The organism is Achromobacter sp. D7-1 (assembly GCF_059760445.1).
The window spans coordinates 1-20,268 of sequence record NZ_JCBAMT010000109.1 but is presented as its reverse complement, the minus strand read 5'-3'; the positions used below and the strand labels follow the sequence as shown (position 1 = coordinate 20,268).

22 protein-coding genes are annotated in these 20,268 nt (G+C 67.5%); 13 read left to right on the top strand and 9 right to left on the bottom strand.

The features are described 5' to 3' along the window. The first annotated feature begins 60 nt into the window (after nt 1–60). A complete protein-coding gene (gene phnE, locus AC6LKD_RS29705; RefSeq protein ID WP_013395697.1) occupies nt 61–855 on the top strand; it encodes a phosphonate ABC transporter, permease protein PhnE in 795 nt (264 codons plus the stop codon). Between the two features lie 30 nt (nt 856–885). On the opposite strand, the gene AC6LKD_RS29700 is transcribed toward phnE, so the two are convergent. From AC6LKD_RS29700 to AC6LKD_RS29690, 3 genes are read right to left on the bottom strand one after another with little or no spacing between them, the layout of a single operon-like run. Continuing rightward, nucleotides 886–1,398 carry a GAF domain-containing protein gene (locus AC6LKD_RS29700; RefSeq protein WP_498118251.1) on the bottom strand — a complete coding sequence of 171 codons (513 nt, stop codon included), beginning with the start codon at nt 1,396–1,398 and terminating at the stop codon, nt 886–888. Next, on the bottom strand, nt 1,395–2,369 hold the full coding sequence (locus tag AC6LKD_RS29695; RefSeq protein WP_207465522.1) for a Bug family tripartite tricarboxylate transporter substrate binding protein: 975 nt from the start codon (nt 2,367–2,369) through the stop codon (nt 1,395–1,397). The genes AC6LKD_RS29700 and AC6LKD_RS29695 overlap by 4 nt, the downstream gene beginning before the upstream one ends. 55 nt (nt 2,370–2,424) lie before the next feature. Then, the gene (locus AC6LKD_RS29690; protein WP_498118249.1) at nt 2,425–4,260 is read right to left on the bottom strand and encodes a gamma-glutamyltransferase family protein; all 1,836 of its coding nucleotides are present in this window, start codon (nt 4,258–4,260) and stop codon (nt 2,425–2,427) included. A gap of 105 nt (nt 4,261–4,365) precedes the next feature. Here AC6LKD_RS29690 and AC6LKD_RS29685 point away from each other — a divergent pair, with 105 nt between their 5' ends. After that, nucleotides 4,366–5,337: a LysR family transcriptional regulator gene (locus tag AC6LKD_RS29685; RefSeq protein WP_013395693.1), complete on the top strand. Its 972-nt coding sequence runs from the start codon at nt 4,366–4,368 to the stop codon at nt 5,335–5,337. 9 nt (nt 5,338–5,346) lie between these two features. Here AC6LKD_RS29685 and phnN read toward each other — a convergent pair whose 3' ends face one another. The 4 genes from phnN to phnF all read right to left on the bottom strand — a co-directional run bounded on the left by phnN (nt 5,347) and on the right by phnF (nt 8,693). Then, complete coding sequence (gene phnN, locus AC6LKD_RS29680; protein ID WP_013395692.1) at nt 5,347–5,925, bottom strand: phosphonate metabolism protein/1,5-bisphosphokinase (PRPP-forming) PhnN; 579 nt, start codon at nt 5,923–5,925, stop codon at nt 5,347–5,349. Next, complete coding sequence (locus AC6LKD_RS29675; protein WP_498118248.1) at nt 5,922–6,665, bottom strand: DUF1045 domain-containing protein; 744 nt, start codon at nt 6,663–6,665, stop codon at nt 5,922–5,924. Before AC6LKD_RS29675 ends, phnN begins: the two co-directional genes overlap by 4 nt. Nucleotides 6,666–6,667: 2 nt before the next feature. Further along, nucleotides 6,668–7,867: an alpha-D-ribose 1-methylphosphonate 5-triphosphate diphosphatase gene (locus tag AC6LKD_RS29670; protein WP_492274590.1), complete on the bottom strand. Its 1,200-nt coding sequence runs from the start codon at nt 7,865–7,867 to the stop codon at nt 6,668–6,670. 103 nt (nt 7,868–7,970) lie between these two features. Further along, a complete protein-coding gene (phnF, locus tag AC6LKD_RS29665) occupies nt 7,971–8,693 on the bottom strand; it encodes a phosphonate metabolism transcriptional regulator PhnF (RefSeq protein ID WP_013395689.1) in 723 nt (240 codons plus the stop codon). Between the two features lie 185 nt (nt 8,694–8,878). Here phnF and phnG point away from each other — a divergent pair, with 185 nt between their 5' ends. The 9 genes from phnG (at nt 8,879) to AC6LKD_RS29620 (ending at nt 15,808) form a co-directional block, all read left to right on the top strand. Beyond that, nucleotides 8,879–9,349, top strand: coding sequence for a phosphonate C-P lyase system protein PhnG (phnG, locus tag AC6LKD_RS29660; RefSeq protein WP_492274591.1), 471 nt, complete (start codon nt 8,879–8,881; stop codon nt 9,347–9,349). Nucleotide 9,350: 1 nt separating this feature from the next. Next, entirely contained in the window at nt 9,351–9,968 is a 618-nt protein-coding gene (phnH, locus tag AC6LKD_RS29655) for a phosphonate C-P lyase system protein PhnH (RefSeq protein WP_498118247.1), read from the top strand. A 1-nt stretch (nt 9,969) separates the two neighbouring features. Then, entirely contained in the window at nt 9,970–11,085 is a 1,116-nt protein-coding gene (locus AC6LKD_RS29650) for a carbon-phosphorus lyase complex subunit (RefSeq protein WP_498118246.1), read from the top strand. Further along, a complete protein-coding gene (locus AC6LKD_RS29645) occupies nt 11,082–11,975 on the top strand; it encodes an alpha-D-ribose 1-methylphosphonate 5-phosphate C-P-lyase PhnJ (protein WP_013395685.1) in 894 nt (297 codons plus the stop codon). The genes AC6LKD_RS29650 and AC6LKD_RS29645 overlap by 4 nt, the downstream gene beginning before the upstream one ends. Beyond that, complete coding sequence (gene phnK, locus AC6LKD_RS29640; RefSeq protein WP_013395684.1) at nt 11,972–12,748, top strand: phosphonate C-P lyase system protein PhnK; 777 nt, start codon at nt 11,972–11,974, stop codon at nt 12,746–12,748. Before AC6LKD_RS29645 ends, phnK begins: the two co-directional genes overlap by 4 nt. 2 nt (nt 12,749–12,750) lie before the next feature. Further along, entirely contained in the window at nt 12,751–13,473 is a 723-nt protein-coding gene (gene phnL / locus AC6LKD_RS29635) for a phosphonate C-P lyase system protein PhnL (protein WP_492274595.1), read from the top strand. Next, nucleotides 13,473–14,672: an alpha-D-ribose 1-methylphosphonate 5-triphosphate diphosphatase gene (locus AC6LKD_RS29630; protein WP_498118253.1), complete on the top strand. Its 1,200-nt coding sequence runs from the start codon at nt 13,473–13,475 to the stop codon at nt 14,670–14,672. The genes phnL and AC6LKD_RS29630 overlap by 1 nt, the downstream gene beginning before the upstream one ends. Before the next feature lie 21 nt (nt 14,673–14,693). Further along, nucleotides 14,694–15,236 carry an MOSC domain-containing protein gene (locus AC6LKD_RS29625; RefSeq protein ID WP_207465986.1) on the top strand — a complete coding sequence of 181 codons (543 nt, stop codon included), beginning with the start codon at nt 14,694–14,696 and terminating at the stop codon, nt 15,234–15,236. A gap of 137 nt (nt 15,237–15,373) precedes the next feature. Next, on the top strand, nt 15,374–15,808 hold the full coding sequence (locus AC6LKD_RS29620) for a hypothetical protein (protein ID WP_013395680.1): 435 nt from the start codon (nt 15,374–15,376) through the stop codon (nt 15,806–15,808). Between the two features lie 13 nt (nt 15,809–15,821). Here AC6LKD_RS29620 and AC6LKD_RS29615 read toward each other — a convergent pair whose 3' ends face one another. Next, nucleotides 15,822–16,211 (bottom strand): hypothetical protein, encoded by a 390-nt coding sequence (locus AC6LKD_RS29615; RefSeq protein ID WP_498118245.1) that lies wholly within the window; start codon nt 16,209–16,211, stop codon nt 15,822–15,824. Between the two features lie 148 nt (nt 16,212–16,359). Next, a complete protein-coding gene (locus AC6LKD_RS29610) occupies nt 16,360–17,658 on the bottom strand; it encodes a dicarboxylate/amino acid:cation symporter (protein ID WP_498118244.1) in 1,299 nt (432 codons plus the stop codon). 362 nt (nt 17,659–18,020) lie between these two features. Here AC6LKD_RS29610 and AC6LKD_RS29605 point away from each other — a divergent pair, with 362 nt between their 5' ends. After that, nucleotides 18,021–18,920 carry an SMP-30/gluconolactonase/LRE family protein gene (locus tag AC6LKD_RS29605; protein ID WP_492274598.1) on the top strand — a complete coding sequence of 300 codons (900 nt, stop codon included), beginning with the start codon at nt 18,021–18,023 and terminating at the stop codon, nt 18,918–18,920. 210 nt (nt 18,921–19,130) lie between these two features. Beyond that, complete coding sequence (gene fba / locus AC6LKD_RS29600; RefSeq protein WP_013395676.1) at nt 19,131–20,195, top strand: class II fructose-bisphosphate aldolase; 1,065 nt, start codon at nt 19,131–19,133, stop codon at nt 20,193–20,195. Nucleotides 20,196–20,268: the final 73 nt, after the last annotated feature.

Below are 20,268 nucleotides of genomic sequence, written 5' to 3'. Positions count from 1 at the left end.
CCGCGGGGCGCGCCGGCTGGCCCGCAACCAAAAAAACCATCACGCGGATCGCCTTTTCTTATGAACGTAGCCATGCAGACCTCTCGCCTTTCCGCCGCGCCGCGATCGTCGCTGCCAGTCCTGCTCGTATGGGGCGTCGTGCTGGCGCTGCTGGTCATGTCGTGGAAGGGCGCGGACATGCGGCCCCTCGACCTGCTGCGCGATTCGGGCAACATGGCCGAGTTCGCGGCCGACTTCTTTCCGCCGAATTTTCGTGACTGGCGCATGTACCTGGACGAGATGATCGTCACCGTGCAGATCGCGGTCTGGGGCACTTTCCTGGCCATCGTGGTGGCCGTGCCGCTGGGGCTGCTGTGCTCGTCGAACATCGTGCCGGCCTGGGTGTACCAGCCGATGCGGCGACTGATGGACGCCTGCCGCGCCATCAATGAAATGGTGTTCGCCATGCTGTTCATCGTGGCGGTGGGCCTGGGCCCGTTCGCCGGCGTGCTGGCGCTGTGGGTGCATACCACCGGCGTGCTGGCCAAGCTGTTCTCGGAAGCGGTCGAAGCGATCGATCCGCGGCCGGTGGAGGGCGTGCGTGCCACTGGCGCGAACGCGCTTGAGGAAATCGTCTACGGCGTGATCCCGCAGGTGCTGCCGCTGTGGATCTCGTATTCGCTCTACCGCTTCGAGTCCAACGTGCGCTCGGCCTCGGTGGTCGGCATCGTGGGCGCGGGCGGCATCGGCACCGTATTGTGGGAGATCATCCGCAGCTTCCGCTATGCGGAAACCTGCGCGGTGATGATCATCATCGTGGCCTTCGTGGTCGTGATCGACATGGCCTCGGCGCGTATCCGTCGCGCGCTGATCTGAGGGCGCGGGGCCCATGCGGGCCCCGCTGCTTCAGGCCTGCGGGCGCAGTGCCTGGAAGGCGGGCAGGGCCAGCAGGCCCGCCAGCTGCGCAGCCTGCACGTCGGCGTCCGAAACCGCCGCGCGCGGCATCAGGAAGTTGACGGTGCCCAGGCAGACTGCGCCATACACCACCGGCACATTGATGACGGAGCGCAGGCCCAGGCGCTGGATCGCGTCGTGGTCATTGAAGAACTCGCGGATCGCCTCCTCGCCTTCGCCCACGAACAACTTCTGCTCCAGCAGAACGTGGCGGCCCCAGGCGGTGCCGCTCTTGTCCTTGCTGCCGCCGGGCGGATAGGCCTCGGGGTTGGAACTGTACAGCCGCACCACCCGCATGGCCTGCGCGTCATAACGGTTGACCGTGCACAGCGTGTGCGCCAGCGCGGCGTGCGCATGGGCATCGATGGCGCGGAAGGCCGCGGCGGGATCGGCGGCGGCGTAGGCCTGGGCGATGGCGGCCACGCCGGCCTGCGCCGGCGGGGCGAGATGGGTGCTGACGGTCATTCGGCGGTGATTCCCAGTTCTTTGATCAGCTTGCCGTACTTGTCCGCGTCGCGCGCCAGGATCTGGCCGAACTGTTCCGGCGTGGTCTCGGTCAGCAGCACGCCCATGTCGCCCATTTTCTTGATGACTTCGGGCCGCTTGAGGATCAGGTTGATCTCGCGGTTCAGGCGCGCGGTCAGCTCGGGCGGCATGCCTGCCGGGCCGAAGGCGCCGTACCAGACCGACAGTTCATAGCCCGGCAGGGTCTCGGCTACCGTGGGTACTTTGGGTAGCAGGGGCGAACGCGCTTCCTCGGTGACGGCCAGGAGCTTCAGCTTGTCGTTCTGCACGTGCGGCAGGGTCTGCGTGCCGGCGCTGAACAGCACCTGGGTGCGGCCGGCCACGGTATCCAGCACCGCGGGCGCGCCGCCGCGATAGGGGATGTGCATCATCTTCACGCCGGCGGCCTTCTCGAACAGCGCGGCGCTCAGATGATTGGTGGAGCCCTGGCCGGCGGAAGCGTAGGCCACGGTGCCGGGATTGGCCTTCAGGTAGGCGATGAATTCCTTGACGTTGGACGCGGGCACCGACGGGTTCACCACCAGGGTGTTGGTGACCAGCGCGAGTTCGGCGATGGGCGTGAAGTCCTTCACGCCGTCGAACGGCATGCTGGAGTAGAGCGCCTGGTTCATCGTGTGGGTGCTCATCGAGCCCACCAGCAAGGTGTAGCCGTCGGGCTTGGCGCGGGCCACGAAGGTGGTGCCGATGTTGCCGGACGCGCCCGAGCGGTTTTCCACGATGACGGGTTGGCCCAGCGACTGGGTCAGGCCTTCGGACAGCACGCGCGCCAGGATGTCGGTGGAACCGCCCGCGGCCCAGGGCACGATCAGGGTGATGGGCTTTTCGGGCCAGGCGGCATGGGTGAGCGCCGGTGCGGCCAGCGCCAGGCCCAGCGCGCAGGCGCGCAGCAGTCGTTTGAATTGCAGTGTCATGGTGTTTACCCCTTTGCGTAGTGTCCGGTCTGTCTGCCGGTTGGATGAAACAGGTTCAGCGGCCGGCGGCATAGCCCTGCATGCCGCGCGGGTTGGCGCCGGCGCGCAGCAGCAGGCCGCCGCCGGCGGCAGGTTCGCGGGTGCAGGCGCTGATGCGGCCTTCCGACCAATCCGGCCCGACCTTGACCTCGTGGCCCGCCGCGCGCAACGCCTCCAGCGTGGCGGTCGGCATGCGCGATTCCACGGTCAGCCGGTTCAAGGTCAGGCTGCGAGGCCAGAACGAGCCCGGGAAATGATCGACGTGCCAGGAGGGCGCTTCGATTGCCTCCTGCAGATTCATGCCCATGACATGGCGCAGGAAGAACGCCACCGTCCATTGGTCCTGCTGATCGCCGCCTGGCGTGCCGAAAGCCATGTAGGGCTGGCCGTCGCGCAGGGCCAGGCCGGGCGACAAGGTGGTGCAAGGGCGCTTGCCCGGTTGCAACTGGCCCGGCACGCCGTCGTCGAGCCAGGTCATTTGCAGCCGGGTGGTCAGCGGGAAGCCCAGGCCGGGCACCACGGGGCTGGACGACAGCCAGCCGCCTGACGGGGTGGCGGCCACCATGTTGCCGTCGCGGTCGATGACGTCGATCTGGCAGGTGTCGCCCACGAAGATCTCGCGCGCGGCCCATTCGGCTACCGGCGGCAGCGCCGCGAAGGTCGGCTCGCCCACGCCGAAGCGGGTGTCGGACGCGGCCAAGGTGCGCACGGCTGCGTCCAGGTCGGGCAGGCGCGGCGCCAATCCGTTCGGGCTGCCGGGCCGGAACTCGGATGAAGCGCGGGCGCCGATGCCGGCTGCGCGTGCGCGGGCGTAGTCATCGCTGAGCAGGGCGTCCAAAGGCACCTGCGCGAAGTCGGGGTCGCCGTACCAGGCGGTGCGGTCGGCGAAGGCCAGCTTGGCTGCCTCGGCCACGTAGTGCACGAATTGCGGCGAGGTCGGCTCCAGTCCGTCCAGGCCCAAATGCCGCAGCATTGCCAACTGCTGCAGGTGGACCGGGCCTTGCGACCAGACCCCGCACTTGGCCACGGTGTAGCGGCCATATTGCACGGTGAGGGGCTCGTCGTAGCTGGCGCGCCAATCGGCCAGGTCGGACTTGCGCAGCAAGCCGCGGTTGCGCTGGCCGGTGGTGTCGCGCACCGCCGCATGGGTGTAGTAGTCGTCGATGGCATCGGCCACGAAGCCGCAGTACCAGGCCTCCAGCGCCGCGTCGATGCGCCCGCGCCGGTCGCTGCTGCTGGCGTGCGCCTGGTCCAGGATACGGGTATAGGTGGCGGCGATGGCGGGCGTACGGAACAGCGCGTCGGGCGCGGGCACGCGGCCATCGGGCAGCCAGACCTCGCGCGAACTGGTCCATTCGTCGCGGAACAGCGCCTGCACCGCCAGGATGGCCTGCGAAATGCGCGGCACCAGGGGAAAGCCGTTGCGCGCATAGTCGATGGCCGGGCGCAGCACGTCAGCCAACTCCCAAGTGCCGTAATCGCGCAGCAAGGTCAGCCAGGCCCCGAAGGCGCCGGGCACGGTGGCGGGCAAGAGGCCGATGCCCGGCACCAGGTCCACGCCCAGGCTGCGGAAGTACGCCGGCGTCGCCAGCGCGGGCGCAGGACCCTGCCCGCATAGCGCGCGCATGCGTTGCTCCTGTTCGCTCCAGAACAGAATGGGCACTTCGCCGCCGGGGCCGTTCAGGTGCGGCTCCACGATCTGCAGCGTGAAGCCGCCGGCGACCGCCGCGTCATAGGCATTGCCGCCGCGTTCCAGCACGCCCATCGCCACCTGGGAGGCCAGCCAGTGGGTGGAAGAGACCACGCCGAAGGTGCCGCGTATTTCGGGGCGGGTGGTGAAGGAAGCGCTCATGGGATCGGTCCGGCCGCAGGGGAATGTTTGCAGTATAGGGACATGAAATAACTGGTTTTGTCTTTTTTGGCATAATTGAATAACCAATTGGTTATAGGAAAGATCGTGACCTGGGATGCCGCCCGTCTCGCCAACCGTCTCAAGCATCGCCACCTGACGTTGCTGATCGAGATCGCCCGGCACGGCTCGCTGACGCGCGTGGCGGCCGCGGCGGGCATCAGCCAGCCCGCCGTCACCAAGGCGCTCACGGAGATCGAGGACATCTTCGGCGCGCCGCTTTTCACGCGCACCGGGCGCGGCCTGCAAGCCACGCCGCTGGGCAACCTGGCCCTGGTGCGCGCGCGGCACATGCTCAGCGACCTGGACCTGTGGGCGCGCGAGGTCGAGGCCTTGCACGCCGGCCGTTCCGCGCATCTGCAGGTGGGCGTGGTGCCCTACGTGTCCAGCGCCTTGCTCACTGCGGCGATCAGCCGTTTGCACCAGCGCCACGGCGTCACGCTCAGCCTGCACCGCGCCACCACCGACCATCTGGTGCCGATGCTGCGCCGGCATGAACTGGATTGCATCATCAGCCGCGCCACCTCGACCGTTGCGCCGGACGACCTGATCCATCGCGTGCTGTACCGCCAGCGGCCGCGCCTGATCGCGCACGGCCGGCTCGCGCAGCGGCTGGCGCGGCGCGAACCGGATTGGGCCGCGTTGGCAGCGATGGACTGGGTGCTGCCGGCCGCCAACACGCCGACGCGGCAACTGATCGTGGAGCACTTCATCCGCGCCGAGTTGCTGCCGCCGTCGCCGGTGCTGGAGGCGTACTCCACCGATGTGATCGAAGGCATGCTGACCATGAACGAGGCGTTTATCTCGGTGGTGCCGGAAGACATCGCGCGCGAACTCTGCCAACGCGGCAAGCTGGGCATGGTGCCCTGGGATTTCGGCTGGGAGTTGCCGCCGATCAACCTGATCCGCCGCAAGCGCGAACAGCCGCTGGCGGCCGAGGAGCGCTTTTCGGACATCTTGCTGGATCTGTGCGGCGATGCCGCCGCGCCCTGGGCTCAGGGCGCGGGCGAGTGGCGCTGAACCGCGCCCTTACGCTGCCAGCTTGCCGCGCGCGATGTCCAGCAGCGTGGCGGCGGCCGTCTCTGGCGCCGCGTCGTTGCTGACACGCAGCAGTTGGCACTGCAGAGGCACGGGGAAAGGCTGTGTGGCGCGCGCCAGGCGCTGGGCGATCTGTTCCGCGCTTTCGCGGCCGCGTCCCGCCAGGCGGCGCGCGAGCTGGCCGGGGTCGACCGTGACTTCCACCGCCGTCAAGGCCGGGTAGCGCGAGTGCGCCTGTTCCAGGTGGGCGCGCGAACCGTTGATGATGACCGCGGCGCCGCAGGACAGCCAGGCGTCTATCTCGATACCGATCCCGTACTGCAAGCCATGGCTGGCCCAACGCAACGCGAAGCAGCCCAGGGCGGCGCGGCGTCCGAACTCGTCTTCGGTCAGGCGCAGCGCGTCCTCGGTATCGCCGCTGTCGCGGGTGATGTAGCGATGCGCGACCAGCACGGGCTCGTCGCCGCGCAACTCCGCGCGCAGCAGGCGCAGCAAGGTGTCCTTGCCGCTGCCCGACGCGCCCATCAGGTAGATCAGCCGGGCGCCGTCGGCGGGAACGGAGGGGGTCATGCCGCTGCCGGTCCTTGCAGATAGCTGGCGCCCGCGGCGTCGGTGCTGGAGCCGTCAAAGCCGTAGTGCCGCGCCGCGACGAAGTCCGCGCCCGGCGCAGGCTGCACGTAGACGCTGACGCCGGGCACGGCCATGGCCTGCCCGCGCAAGGGGTCTGCAAAGGCGGCGATGCCGGCCTGCGCCTGGGCCAGCGCCTTGCCTTCCAGCTTGCCGGTCAGGGTGATGTGGAAAACATAGGTTTCGAACACATAGGGGTAGCCCCAGCGCGCCAGCATGGATTGCTGCTCCGGAGTCAGCGATTGCGGCTGGCGGCGGGCGGTTTCGTCGGCCGTGGGCGGCGCGCGCAAAGGGTCCAGGTCGCGCACGGCGGCCTCGGCCAAGGCCTGGATCCGCGCCTGGCCTTGCGTGTCGGACGAGGCGATGCGCCAGGCCAGGAAGCCGCGCAGCGGCTCGCACTCCAGTTCCAGAGAGAACGGGCTGCCGTTAGCGGCCAGCTGGCGAGCGGCCGCGTCGAGCTGCTGCGGACTGACGCCGGGGTTCAGGCGGAAGGGTGGTTTGAGCGTGGCGTGCAAGCCATAGTGGCGCGGCGCCGTGGTCCAGGCATGCGAGTCCGCGTCCTGCCCCGGTAGCGGCGGCAGCGCTTCGCCGGTGTCGGCGCAACGGCCCAGCCAGCGGCTGCCGTGTTCGCGCCAGGGGCCGGTGGGCGCCAGGTAGAGGGCGTAGCGATGTGCGAGCGGCATGGTCAGGCCGCCATGCGCTGGCTGTGGCCGTCGCCGAATGCGCGCGTGGCGTAGCGCAGTTCGCCGCCCACGATCGCGGCGCAGACGCGGGGCAGGCCCGGCACCTGATCGTCCACCACGATGGCATCGGCGATCAGTCCGGGCGCCAGGGCGCCGCGGTCCTTCAGGCCGGCGGCGCGTGCCGGATTCAAGGACACCAGGTCCCAGGCCTGCGCCAGCGGCAACACGCCGTCGTTGGCCAGCTTCATCACGGCAGCCAGCGGGGCAGGGTAGTAATAGTCGGACGTCAGGATGTCGCAGAGGCCGGCGCGGATCATTTCAGTGGCGCTGGGCGCGCCGGTGTGGCTGCCGCCGCGCACGACGTTGGGCGCGCCGAAGACCACGGAATCGCCCAGGTCGCGGGCCACGCCCGCAGCTTCGCGGGTCAGCGGAAACTCCGCCACGCCGCAGCCCAGCTGGTGGTAGTAGCGGCGCGTGGCGGCATCCGGATCGTCGTGCGAGGCCACCTTCAGGCCGGACTCCTGGGCGCAGGCGGTCAGTTCGCGCATGGCGTCGGCCACCGAATCGGCCGCCGACATGGCGGCGCGGATGCGGTCCTGGAAGACGTCGAGATCGCATTCGGCGCGGTTGGCGTATTGCATCAGCTTGCGCTCGTCGCCCAGGCGGCGCGCCATGCTGGGCAGGTGGTCGTTCAGCGCCAGGAAGCGCACGCGGCCGTCGCGTATCCATTGCTGGGCCGTCTCCAGGCCGCCGACGTGGTGCGTTTCGAAGCGCAGGTGCACATAGTGCCGCGCGCCCATGATGTGGCGCATTCTTTCCAGCGCGTCGAACATGCGTTCGGCGTAGGCCTCGCCGCGCAATCCGCCTTCCCAGGACAGCGTGACGCCGTGGAATTCGGTGGTGATGCCATTGGCCAGCAGTTGGCGGTCCACGTCGAACAAGGCGCTGTCATAGGGAAACGTCACACTGGGCCGCGGCATGACGGCGCGTTCGAAGGCGTCGCCGTGCAGGTCCACGATGCCGGGCAGCACCAGCAGATTGCCTGCATCGAACCAGGGCGCGCCGCGCGGCGCCGCGGCGGCGGAGCCTTCGATCAGTCCGCCATGGAAGCGCAGGCTGGCCTGCTCGACGCCGCGCGGCGTCAGGATGCGTTGGCCTGTGACACCGGCCAGGGGCGAGGGGGCGTGCGTGTGTGTGTTCATGGCGTGACGTTAGCGGGATTGCATTACAACCAGATGTCTAGATGAGTTAAGCCGTATGGATGAGTGCTCCGCGCCGCCTGCGCGCGCAGGCGGCGCCTGTATGTCAGGTGTCGTCCGTCACCATCAGTTGCACCATGTCGCCGACGAAGCGGGCGACGCTGTATTGCAGCGGCGCGCCTTGCTGGTCTACGTTCAGGGCTTCTACTTGAAGAATGGGGCGGGTCTTGGGCTGGCCCAGCAGGCGGGCGATCTCGGGCGTGGGCAGCGCGGCGGTGATGCGCGACCACTTGCGCGTGTAGTCGCCGATGCCGTAGTGGGTGTAGACCTTGGAGATCGAGCGCAGGGAAGCCAGGCGTTCCGCGAAATCAGGGAAACGCTTTTCGTCGAAGAAGTGCTCCGACACGCTGATGGGGCGGTTTTCGGCCTTGCCTACGATCTGCACGCGCAACAGCGGCGCGGTACGGGTCAGGCCAAGGTGCTTGGCGATATCGCCCGCGCGCAGGCTCTGGCTGCCCAGGACTTCCTGGTGGCCCAGCATGCCCTGGCTGCGCAGGTTCTCGGAAAAACGCGTGCGCTTGCCGATGGCGTAGTCGATCGCGTGTTCCTGGACGAAGGTGCCGCGGCCCTGCTCGATGCGGACCAGGCCGCCTTGTTCCAGTTCGCCCATCGCGCGGCGGATGGTGTGGCGGTTGACGGAAAACTTGGCGGCCAGCTCGGGCTCGGACGGCAGCTGTTCGCCTGCCGCATAGAGCTTGTTGCGGATATCGTCCGCAAGCGCTTCGCCGATTTGCCGCCAGACGGCGATGCCGGAACCTCTTTCGACCATAGGGTGTGCTCGTGCTGTCACATCAGCTTCATGAAGAATGGCAGTGATTGTGCACCATGAGGCGGCCGCCGCAAAGGCGCTGCGGGCACGCTGCAACTGTCATCAAAAATTCACGCCAGGCTGTTGAACTTCATTTTCGAAGCGATCATACTCCATCCAGTCGTCTAGACGTTTAGAGGAAAAAAATGGATCACCCCAAGGCAGGACAGGATGCGGCGGGCGCGCAACGCGCCTCCTGGATGCGCGTGCTGGCGCTGGCCGACCCGGCCGCGCTGGACGGCGCCTTTTGCGCGCTGGCCGGCAAGCCCGAGCACCGGACGCTGCGTCCGGCGCAGACCGGCATGGCCATGGTGCGCGCCCGCAGCGGCGGCACCGGCGCCCGCTTCAACCTGGGCGAAATGAGCGTGACACGTTGCGCGGTGACGATGGACGAGGGCGTGGTCGGCGTGGCGTATGTGCAAGGCCGCTCGCAGCGCCATGCAGAACAGGCCGCCGTGGCCGACGCGTTGCTGCAACTGCCGGAATGGCATGACACGGTGCAGGCCCAGCTGATTCAGCCGCTGGCCCGCCTGCATGCGGAACGGATCGAGCGCCAGGCCCGCGTGGCGGCGCAGACCAAGGTGGAATTCTTCACGATGGTGCGAGGCGAGGACTGACATGCAACAACAGATACAAGCCGCCGCGGCCTCGGGCCGGGCGCTGCTCCCGGGGTTCGCGGACCCGGTCGGCGACGCGCAGGCCACGTTCCGCGCCGCGCTCGACGCGCTGGCCCATCCGGGGCGCATCAACCAGATCCTGGCCGAAACCGGCGTGCCCGCCGGTCTGTCGCCCGCCATGACCGCGCTGCTGCTGACCCTGGTGGACGTGGACACGCCGCTGTGGCTGCCGGAGAGCGTCAGCGCGGACGCGATCGCCTTCCTGCGCTTTCATTGCGGCTGCCCCATCGTGCCGTCGCCGTCGTTGGCGCGCTTTGCCGCGGTGCCCGCTGGCGGCAAGGCGCCGGCGCTGTCGTCCTGCCACCAGGGCGACCCGGCCTATCCCGATCTGTCCACCACCTTGCTGATCGAAGTCGAGTCTCTGTCGGAAGGAGAACCCGTCATCCTCAGCGGCCCGGGCATCCAGAGCCAGCAGGTCCTGCGCGTGGCCGGGCTGCCCGAAGGCTTCTGGCGCGAATGGCGCATCAATCATCAACGCTTTCCGCTCGGCGTCGACGTGTTCCTGACGCAGCAACGGCGGATTTGCGCGCTGCCGCGCAGCACGCGCAAGGAGAACTGACATGTACGTAGCCGTAAAAGGGGGCGAACGCGCCATCCTCAATTCCTACCGCATGCTGGACGACTACCGGCGCGGCGACCGCGAAGTGCCCGAGCTGAGCCTGGAGCAGATCCGCGAACAGATGCCGCTGGCGGTGTCGCGGGTCATGGCCGAGGGCTCGCTCTACGATCCGCAACTGGCGGCGCTGGCCATCAAGCAGGCCGCGGGCGACGTGATCGAGGCCGTGTTCCTGCTGCGCGCCTATCGCACCACCTTGTCGCGCTTCGGCTACACCCAGCCCATCGACACCGGCCGCATGCGCCTGCAGCGCCGCATCTCGTCCACCTTCAAGGATGTCCCGGGCGGCCAGATCCTGGGGCCGACCTACGACTACACCCAGCGCCTGCTGGACTTTTCGCTGGAAGCGCAGCGTGAGGCCGACGCCTTGCCGCCGGGCGGCGAGGCCCTGGACAGCGCCATGCCGCGCGTCACCGACCTGCTGGCGCACGACGACCTGATCGACGCGGAAGCCGTGCCGGAAGGCGATCCCGAACCCTTCGACCTGACCCGCCAGCCGCTGGATTTTCCGGCCTCGCGCGCGGCCCGCCTGCAGAACCTGGCGCGCGCCGATGAAGGCTTTCTGCTGTCCATGGGCTATTCGACCCAGCGCGGCTACGGCAACACCCATCCCTTCGCCGCCGAGATCCGCTACGGCGCGCTGGAGGTGGAAATGCATATCGAGGAACTGGGATTCGCCGTCACCGTGGGCGAGATCGAGATCACCGAATGCCAGATGGTGAGCCAGTTCGCCGGCAGCGCTGAGGAAGGCCCGAAGTTCACCCGGGGCTACGGGCTGACCTTCGGTTACGGCGAACGCAAGGTCATGTCGATGGCGCTGGTGGACCGCGCGCTCAAGGCGCGCGACCTGGGCGAGCGTGCCGACTCCCCGGCCAACGACCACGAGTTCGTGCTCTTCCACAGCGACAACGTCGAAGCCTCCGGTTTCGTGCAGCACTTGAAGCTGCCGCATTACGTGGACTTCCAGGCCAATCTGGAACTATTGCGGCGCATGCGCGCCGAACGCGCCGCGCCCGAGGCCGCGCGCACCGATCTGATGGACGAGGCGGTTTCCCCATGACTACGCAACACGCAACGGTCGAACGCGACGACCACTACAACTTCGCCTACCTGGACGAATCCACCAAGCGCATGCTGCGCCGGGCCTTGCTCAAGGCCGTCGCCATCCCCGGCTACCAGGTGCCCTTCGGCAGCCGCGAAATGCCGCTGCCCTATGGCTGGGGCACCGGCGGCATCCAGGTCACGGCGTCCATCATCGGCGCCCGCGACGTGCTCAAGGTGATCGACCAGGGCTCGGACGACACCACCAACGCCATCAACATCCGCCGCTTCTTCGGCCGCGTCACGGGCGTGGCGACGACGGAGTCCACGCCCGCGGCCACCATCGTGCAGACCCGCCACCGCATCCCCGAGACGCAGCTGGCGGAAGGGCAGATCATGGTGTTCCAGGTGCCCATCCCCGAGCCGCTGCGCTGGCTGGAACCCAGCGAAACCGAGACGCGCACCATGCACGCGCTGGCGGAATACGGCGGCATGCACGTCAAGCTGTACGAAGACATCGCCCAGCATGGCCACATCGCCACCACCTACGACTATCCGGTCATCGTGAACGGCCGCTACATGATGCGGCCTTCGCCCATCCCCAAGTTCGACAACCCCAAGCTGGATGGCAGCCCGGCGCTGATGCTGTTCGGCGCGGGCCGCGAAAAGCGGGTCTACGCGGTGCCGCCCTATACCTCGGTGAAAAGCCTGGACTTCGAGGACCATCCGTTCCGCGTGGAGACCTGGAGCGAATGCTGCGACCTGTGCGGATCGCGCGAGAGCTATCTGGACGAAATCATCCTGGACGACGCCGGCACGCGCCGCTTCGTCTGCTCCGACACCGAGTACTGCAACGACCGCCAGGCGCGGCAGGGCGCGCAACAATCCAACCAGGAGGCTGCGGCATGAACGCCCAACCTTTGCTTTCGGTGCGCAACATGACGCGCACCTGGGACGGCGTGCATGGCTGCCGCAACGTCAACTTCGATCTGTATCCCGGCGAAGTGCTGTGCGTGGTCGGCGAGTCCGGCTCGGGCAAGAGCACGCTGCTGTCGGCCGTGTCGTACCAGACCCGGCCGGACGCGGGCAGCGTCTGGTACGACACTCGCGACCAGGGCTTTACCGACCTGGCCGCGTTGCCGGGAGCGCGCCTGCGCCTGCTGTCGCGCACCGATTGGGGCTTCGTGCGGCAGAACGCCAGGGACGGCCTGCGCATGCAGGTCAGCGCCGGCGCCAACATCGCGGAGCGGCTGATGGCCGTGGGCGATCGCCACTATGGCGATCTGCGCCAGGCCGCGGGCAACTGGCTGCAGAAGATGGAGATCGACGCGGGCCGGCTGGACGACAGGCCCACCTCGTTCTCGGGCGGCATGCAGCAACGCCTGCAGATCGCCCGCAACTTGGTGACCCATCCCCGCCTGGTGTTCATGGACGAGCCCACCGCCTCGCTCGACGTGTCGGTGCAGGCGCGCCTGCTGGACCTGTTGCGCCAGCTGGTGGCCGACCTGGGCCTGGCCGCCATCGTCGTGACCCATGACCTGGCCGTGGCGCGCCTGCTGGCGCACCGGACCTTGGTCATGCGCGGCGGCGAGGTGGTCGAAAGCGGCCTGACCGACCAGATCCTCGACGACCCGCAGCATCCCTACACCCAGTTGCTGGTGTCTTCCATTTTGCAGAGCTGAGCATGCCTGAAAAGACTCCCATGATCGAGGTGCGGGGCCTCGGAAAGATGTTCACCCTGCATAACCAGGGCGGCATGCGCCTGCCCGTGCTGGAGTCGGTCGACTTCGACGCGGCTGCTGGCGATTGCCTGGTGCTGGCGGGGCCGTCTGGCACCGGCAAGAGCACCTTGCTGCGCTGCCTCTATGGCAACTATCTGGCCACCGAGGGCAGCATCCGGGTGCGCTGGAATGATGGATGGGTGGAGCTGGCCGGCGCGCCCGAGCAGCGCATCCTGGCCCTGCGCCGCGAGGTCATCGGCTACGTCAGCCAGTTCCTGCGCGTGATTCCGCGCGTGTCGGCGCTGGACGTGGTGGCCGAACCCCTGCGTGCGGCGGGGGTGGACGCCGACGAGGCCCAAGCTCGCGCCGCTGCCCTGCTGCAGCGCTTGAACGTGCCGCCGCGCCTGTGGGGGCTGGCGCCCGCCACCTTTTCGGGCGGCGAGCAGCAGCGCGTGAACATTGCGCGCGGCTTCATTGCCCGCCATCCCATCCTGTTGCTGGACGAGCCTACCGCGTCGCTGGACGCCGACAACCGCCAGGTCGTGATCGCCCTGATCCGCGAGGCCATGGCCGAGGGCCGCTGCCTGCTGGGCATCTTCCACGATGCCGAAGTGCGCGACGCCGTCGCCACGCAGACGCTGGCCCTGCGTCCCGCCCAACCCGCCCTGGCCGACCTGGAGCAATGATGCAAAGCACCTATCTCACCCATGCCCGCGTGGTGCTGCAGGACCGCGTCCTGGAAGACAGCGCCGTGCTGATCGACGATGGTCGCATCGTCGCCATCGAACCTGCCGGCGCGCGCGCGGACCGCGAGATCGATCTCTGCGGCCAGACCTTGCTGCCGGGGCTGATCGATCTGCATTGCGACGCCATCGAAAAGGAAGCCGAGCCGCGTTCGCGGGTGCTGTTTCCGCTGGATTTCGCGGTGGCCCAGGTCGACCGCCGCAATGCCGCGGCCGGCATCACCACGCCGTATCACGCGCTGTCCTTCGCCAACAGCGAATGGGGCGTGCGCAACAACCAGACCGCGGCGGAAGTGGTGCGCACCGTGCGCGCCTTCCGCCAGCACAGCCTGGTCGACAACCGCGTCCATTGCCGCTATGAAGTCACCGACGCCACCTCGGTGGAGGTGTTGCGCGCGCTGATGGACGAGGGCGCGGTGGACCTGCTGTCGGTCATGGACCATTCGCCCGGCCAGGGGCAGTTCAAGACGCTGGAGTCCTATCTGCAATACATGATGGGCAACCACGCCATGAGCCGCGAGCAGGCCGAAGAAGCCGCGCAGGCCAAGACGCGCGCCAAGGACGGGGCGGTGACGCGGGTGGAGGCGCTGCTGTCGCATGCGCAAGGACTGGGCATCCCCACCGCCAGCCATGACGATGATTCGATCCAGCGCATCGCCACCATGCGCAACCTGGGCGTGGCCATGAGCGAGTTCCCGATCACCCTGGATACCGCGCGTGCCGCGGTGTCCTGCGGCCTGCCCACCATCCTGGGCGCGCCCAATGTGCTGCGCGGCCAGAGCCAGAGCGGCTCGATGCGCGCCATCGACGCCATCCGCGCGGGCGTGGCCAGCTGCCTGTGTTCGGACTACCAGCCGTCCGCGCTGATCGCCGCCGCGTTCACGGTGGCGGCGCAAACCGACCTGACGCTGCCACAGGCGATTGCGCTGGTCACGCTGAACCCGGCGCAGGCTTGCGGCCTGTCCGACCGCGGGCGCATCGCGCCGGGCCAGCGCGCGGACCTGGTGGCGGTGGCGCAAGTGGGCGCGCAACCGCTGATCAGCCATACCTGGTCGGCAGGCCGGCTGGTATTCTCGGCGCACTATCCGCCGGCGCGCGCGAGCGAACAGCGCGCGTCCGAGGCGCAGGCCCTGACCGCCTGAACCCATTCCTGGAGAGACATGATGCATCCCATCGTGACAGCCGTGGCCTGCAGCCCCGCGCACGGGTTCAGCAAGCACGTCGTGCCGGCGATCATGCTGTTGCGGGGGCTGGGAGTGGAAGGGGACGCCCACCTGGGGGTGACGGTCAAGCACCGCTCGCGCGTCAAGGCAGACCCCACCCAGCCCAATCTGCGGCAGGTCCATCTGATCCACGGCGAGCTGCATGATGAACTGCAATTGGCCGGCTTCAACGTGGCCGAAGGCACCATGGGCGAGAACATCACCACCCGCGGCATCGATCTGCTGGGCCTGCCGCGCGGGGCGCGCCTGCATATCGGCGCGGACGCGGTGGTCGAGATCACCGGCCTGCGCAATCCTTGCTCGCAGCTCGACAACTACCAGCAGGGCCTGACCGCCGCCGTGCTGGGCCGCCATCCGGACGGCAGCCTGATGCGCCGCGCCGGCATCATGGGGATCGTGATCGAAGGCGGGGCGGTGAGCGCGGGCGATCCGATCCGCGTGGCGCTGCCGGACTTGCCGCATCTGCCGCTGGAGCGCGTCTGATATCCGCAGACGCAGGGGCTGTCTGTCGCAAAAACATCGCCGGCAGGCGCAGCCGGAAGGCCGCGCATCTGGTTAAATGGCGAGAAAGGCGCGGCCGCGATTTCCGCGGCGCGCTGGCCCTTTTTCCGGAGTTCGCGATGGCACGATTCAATTTCACCCAGGATCCCGAGGAGCCCGATCTGTGGGCTGCGGAGAACGTCGCCGCCGGCAAGGGCCGTCCGCCCATTCACGTGATGGTCCAGACTGACGGCGAAGAGCCCGACAGCAGCGCGTCCAAGGTGGTCAAGGCCATCATCGACGACCTCGACGACCAGATCCTGGCCGCAGCCGAGTTGCTGCTGGAAAACTATTCCTACGAGCACTACAAGAAGCTCGGCCTGGACGACAACCAGCTGCCCCAGGAAGAAACCGCCGAAGCCATGGCCCAACACGCCGTGCTGCGCGCGCTGTGGCTGTTCGACGAAGACGGCGACGGCTACGAGCTGTGGTTCACGCTGCCCTGGGACCCGGTGCATACCTACGACGTGGAATTCGAGGACGGCGCGCCGGTCTCGTGCTCGGTCAACGACTAAAGGGGTACAGGCCCTAGGGCCGTTGCTGGCGCTCCAGTTCGAACTTGGTCGCCTGGCTTTGCCCCAGCGAATCGTCGTAGCGGTAGAGCATCTTCAGGGACTTGCCCTTGCGCACGGCATCGGCGGCGATGTTCTCAAGCACCACGTCGATCTCGCGGCCGACGAATTCGGTGCAGTCGGTATCGGCGCGGGCGCCTTCGGGTATGTCCGCGTTCCTGACCTTCAGCCTGAACATCAGCTGCGTCAGTTCCGTGCCATCGGTGCGGAACTGGCGCATCAGAACCGGCAGGTTGGCCACAGTACCGCCTAACTCGCAGGAAATGCGGGTCCAGGCGTATGAGGCGGGAGCGGCGGACATCAGGGCCGCGGCCGCCAGGGCGCAGCGCAGGCTTGAGCGTTTCATGGCATGAGAACTGAGCGCAGCGCCCATGCGCGCCGCGCCGGGATCGGGAGCGAAGGGTTTCTATGTTGCTCCCGGCCATGGCGCCGGTCAAGCTGGCGCAAGCCATAAAAAAACGGGCCATGCGGCCCGTTTTTCATTGCCTGTCGCGTCAGGCGTGCTGGCTCGCGGTCTGGTCCGGGCGGGCTTCATCCGCAACGGCGGGCTCGCTTTCAGCCGCGTCCTCGCGATTGCCTTCCAGCTTGGAAATGACGGCGGTGGCCAGGCTGTTGCCGACCACGTTGGTGGCCGTGCGGCCCATGTCGAAGAACTGGTCGATGCCCATGATAAGCAGCAGGCCGGCTTCGGGCAGATGGAACATAGGCAGCGTCGCCGCGACCACCACGAGCGAGGCGCGCGCCACGCCGGCCATGCCTTTGCTGGTTACCATCAGCACCAGCAGCAGGGTCAGCTGCTGCGTAAAGCTCATCTGGATGTTGTAGGCCTGGGCGATGAACAGCACCGCGAAGGACTGGTACATCATCGAGCCGTCAAGGTTGAAGGAGTAGCCCAGCGGCAGGACGAAGCCCGAGATGCGCTTGGGCACGCCAAAGCGGGTCAGCGCTTCGATGGTCTTGGGGTAGGCCGATTCGCTGCTGGCCGTGGAGAACGCCAGCAGCGTGGGTTCCTTGATCAGGCCGCCCAGGCGGAAGGTGGACTTGCCCAGGAACAGGTAGCCCACGCCGAACAGGATGGCCCACAGCAGCGCCAGTCCCAGGTAGAACTCGCCTATCAGCTTGCCGTAGCTGACCAGCACGCCCAGGCCCTCGGTGGTGATGGCGGCGGCCATGGCGGCGAACACGCCGATGGGCGCGAAGCGCATCACGTAGTCCGTCACCCGGAACATGATCTTGGCCAGCTCGTCGATCAGGTTGTAGATGGTGTTGTGGCCCTTGCCGCGGATGAAGGACAGGGCGGCGCCGAAGAACAGCGAGAACACCAGGATCTGCAGGATCTCGTTGTTGGCCATGGCTTCGGCAATGCTGCGCGGGAACACGTGCGTGATGAAGGCCTTGAGCGTGAAATCGCCGGTCTTCAGGCCCGAAGTCAGGCCCGCGTCCGGCAGCGCCAGGTTCATGTGCGCGCCGGGCTGGAAGATGTTGACCAGCGCCAGGCCCAGCAGCAGCGACAGCGCCGAGGCGGCGATGAACCAGACCATGGCGCGCATGCCGATGCGGCCCACGGCGCTGGCGTCGCTCATGCTGGCCAGGCCGGTCACCAGGGTGGCGAAGACCAGCGGCGCGATGATCATCTTGATCATGCGCAGGAAGATGTCGGTGATGAGACTGAAGTACGAGGCGATTTGCGCCGCCTCCTTCTCGTTCTGCGCGTACCTGTGGCAGAAATAGCCCACCACGATGCCCAGCACCATGGCGATGCCGATATAACGCGTCAGCTTCTTAGTGTTCATGATCAAAACGGAAAACGGGGATCGTTTGCCTGGCCCGGGAAGGCGGGCGCGCCGGCATGGGAGGCGGGCAAGAGGATCCGAAGACGGAATGCCAGGGCTGGCCGCGAGGCTCGGGTTTACCCTTGGGGCGCGATCTTAACGCCGCGCACCTGACGCGCAGTTGTCAGGTCGGGGACGGATGGGGCGGTTTTTTTCTTGGGGCGGCGGCGCAAGGCGGGCGATACCGAAGTTGTATCAATTTGGCACCGCTGCACTATCGCCCGCCGCCATGCCAGAATGGTCCAGTCCCGGCACCCGCAAGAGCGTAGCCGGGCGACGCGAACAACAGGCCCCCGCGCGGGGCCGCACAAGGAGACCAGGCAATGCCGAAACGCGAATTGTCCGTGCTGGCGTCCGGATACACCTATCTGGAGGGGCTGCGCTGGCACGAGAACCGCCTGTGGGCGTCGGACTTCTACACCGAGCAGGTCATCGCCGTGGACCTGAACGGCAAGGTCGAGCAGATCTGCAAGGTGCCGCAACAGCCGTCCGGGTTGGGCTGGCTGCCGGACGGCCGCCTGCTGATCGCGTCCATGAAGGACCGCAAGCTTCTGCGCCGCGAGGCCGACGGCGCGCTGGCCGTGCACGCCGACCTGTCGGCGCTCACGGGCGGGCCGGTCAACGACATGGTCGTGGACGCGCAGGGCAGGGCCTATGTGGGCAATTTCGGTTTTGACCTAATGGCCGGCGAGCCGGTCCGCAATACCGGCATCGTGCGCGTCGATCCCGACGGTTCCGTGCGGAAGGTGGCCGATGGCCTGTGCTTTCCCAATGGCTCGTTCATCACGCCGGACGGCAAGACCATGATCGTCAACGAAACCTTCGGCAACCGCATTTCCGAGTTCGACATCCTGGCCGACGGCGGCCTGGGTCCGCGCCGCGACTGGGCCGATTTCGGCCCCTTGCCGGCCAGCGGCGACCTGGGCGTGCTGATTGCGGCTTCCGCCATCGGGCCCGACGGTGGCGCGCTGGACGCGGAGGGGGCCTTGTGGGTGGCCGACGCCATCGGCAAGCGCATCGTGCGCGTGGCACGCGGCGGCAAGATCCTGGAGCAGATCGACACCGGAGAATTCGGCATTTTCGCCGCCGCCCTGGGTGGAGCGGACGGCCGGACCCTGTTCATGGCCGCCGCGCCCGATTTCATCGAAGCCAACCGGCGCGCCAGGCACGAAGGCCGGATCCTGATGACGCGGGTGGATGTCCCCCACGCCGGGCGGCCTTGAAATAGGCCAGCGCCTTGCCGCGGAGCCCTGGCGGCTCCGTCGCGCCCTCGGTCCTTCGGGGGAGTTGCAGGCCGGCCTGAGCCTTTCGTGCTCATCTGAATGGACCGGATACGGGCGGTTGCAAGACCTTTCCTCGAATCCCCCGTAAAATCACGCCATTCAGCAAGGCTTCAACCATCTTTCAATAGACAGTACTTAGGAGGACCACTCATGGCCCTAGTCTCCATGCGCCAGTTGCTCGACCACGCCGCCGAGCACGGTTACGGCATTCCCGCTTTCAACGTCAACAACCTGGAACAGGTCCAGGCCATCATGGAAGCCGCTGCGGAGACCGACAGCCCGGTGATCATGCAAGCCTCGGCCGGCGCGCGCAAGTACGCGGGCGAAGGCTTCCTGAAGTACCTGATCCAGGCCGCCGTGGAAACCTATCCGCACATCCCCGTGGTCATGCACCAGGACCACGGCCAGTCGCCCAAGATCTGCCAAGGCGCCATCGACCTGGGCTTCTCCAGCGTCATGATGGACGGTTCGCTCAAGGAAGACGGCAAGACCATCGCCGACTACGACTACAACGTGGAAGTGACCAAGAAGGTCGTGGACACCGCCCACAAGCTGGGCGTGACGGTCGAAGGCGAACTGGGCTGCCTGGGTTCCCTGGAAACCATGGAAGGCGACAAGGAAGACGGCCACGGCGCCGACGGCAAGCTGACCATGGACCAGCTGCTGACCGACCCGGAACAAGCCGCCGACTTCGTGCGCCGCACCCAGCTGGACGCCCTGGCCATCGCCATCGGCACCAGCCACGGCGCCTACAAGTTCACGCGCAAGCCCACCGGCGACATCCTGTCGATCTCCCGCATCAAGGAAATCCACGCCCGCCTGCCGAACACCCACCTGGTGATGCATGGCAGCTCCAGCGTGCCGCAGGAACTGCTGGCCGAGATCCGCGAATTCGGCGGCAACATGAAGGAAACCTACGGCGTGCCCGTCGAGGAAATCCAGGAAGCCATCAAGTACGGCGTGCGCAAGATCAATATCGACACCGATATCCGTCTGGCGATGACCGGCGCGATCCGCCGCTTCTTCGCCGAAAACCCGGAAAAGTTCGATCCGCGCGAATACCTGAAACCGGCCCGCGCCGCCGCCAAGGCGATCTGTGTGGCTCGCTACACCGAGTTCGGCACCGCCGGCAACGCCAGCAAGATCAAGGCGCTGCCGCTGACCGAGATCGCCGCGCAATACGCGTCGGGCAAGCTGGCTCAAGTGGTGCAGTAAGCATCCGCAGCAGGCGCGTGACGCCAAGGGCGTCCGGCGCCCGAGTGCAATAAAAGAGCGGTCCGCCCAGGCG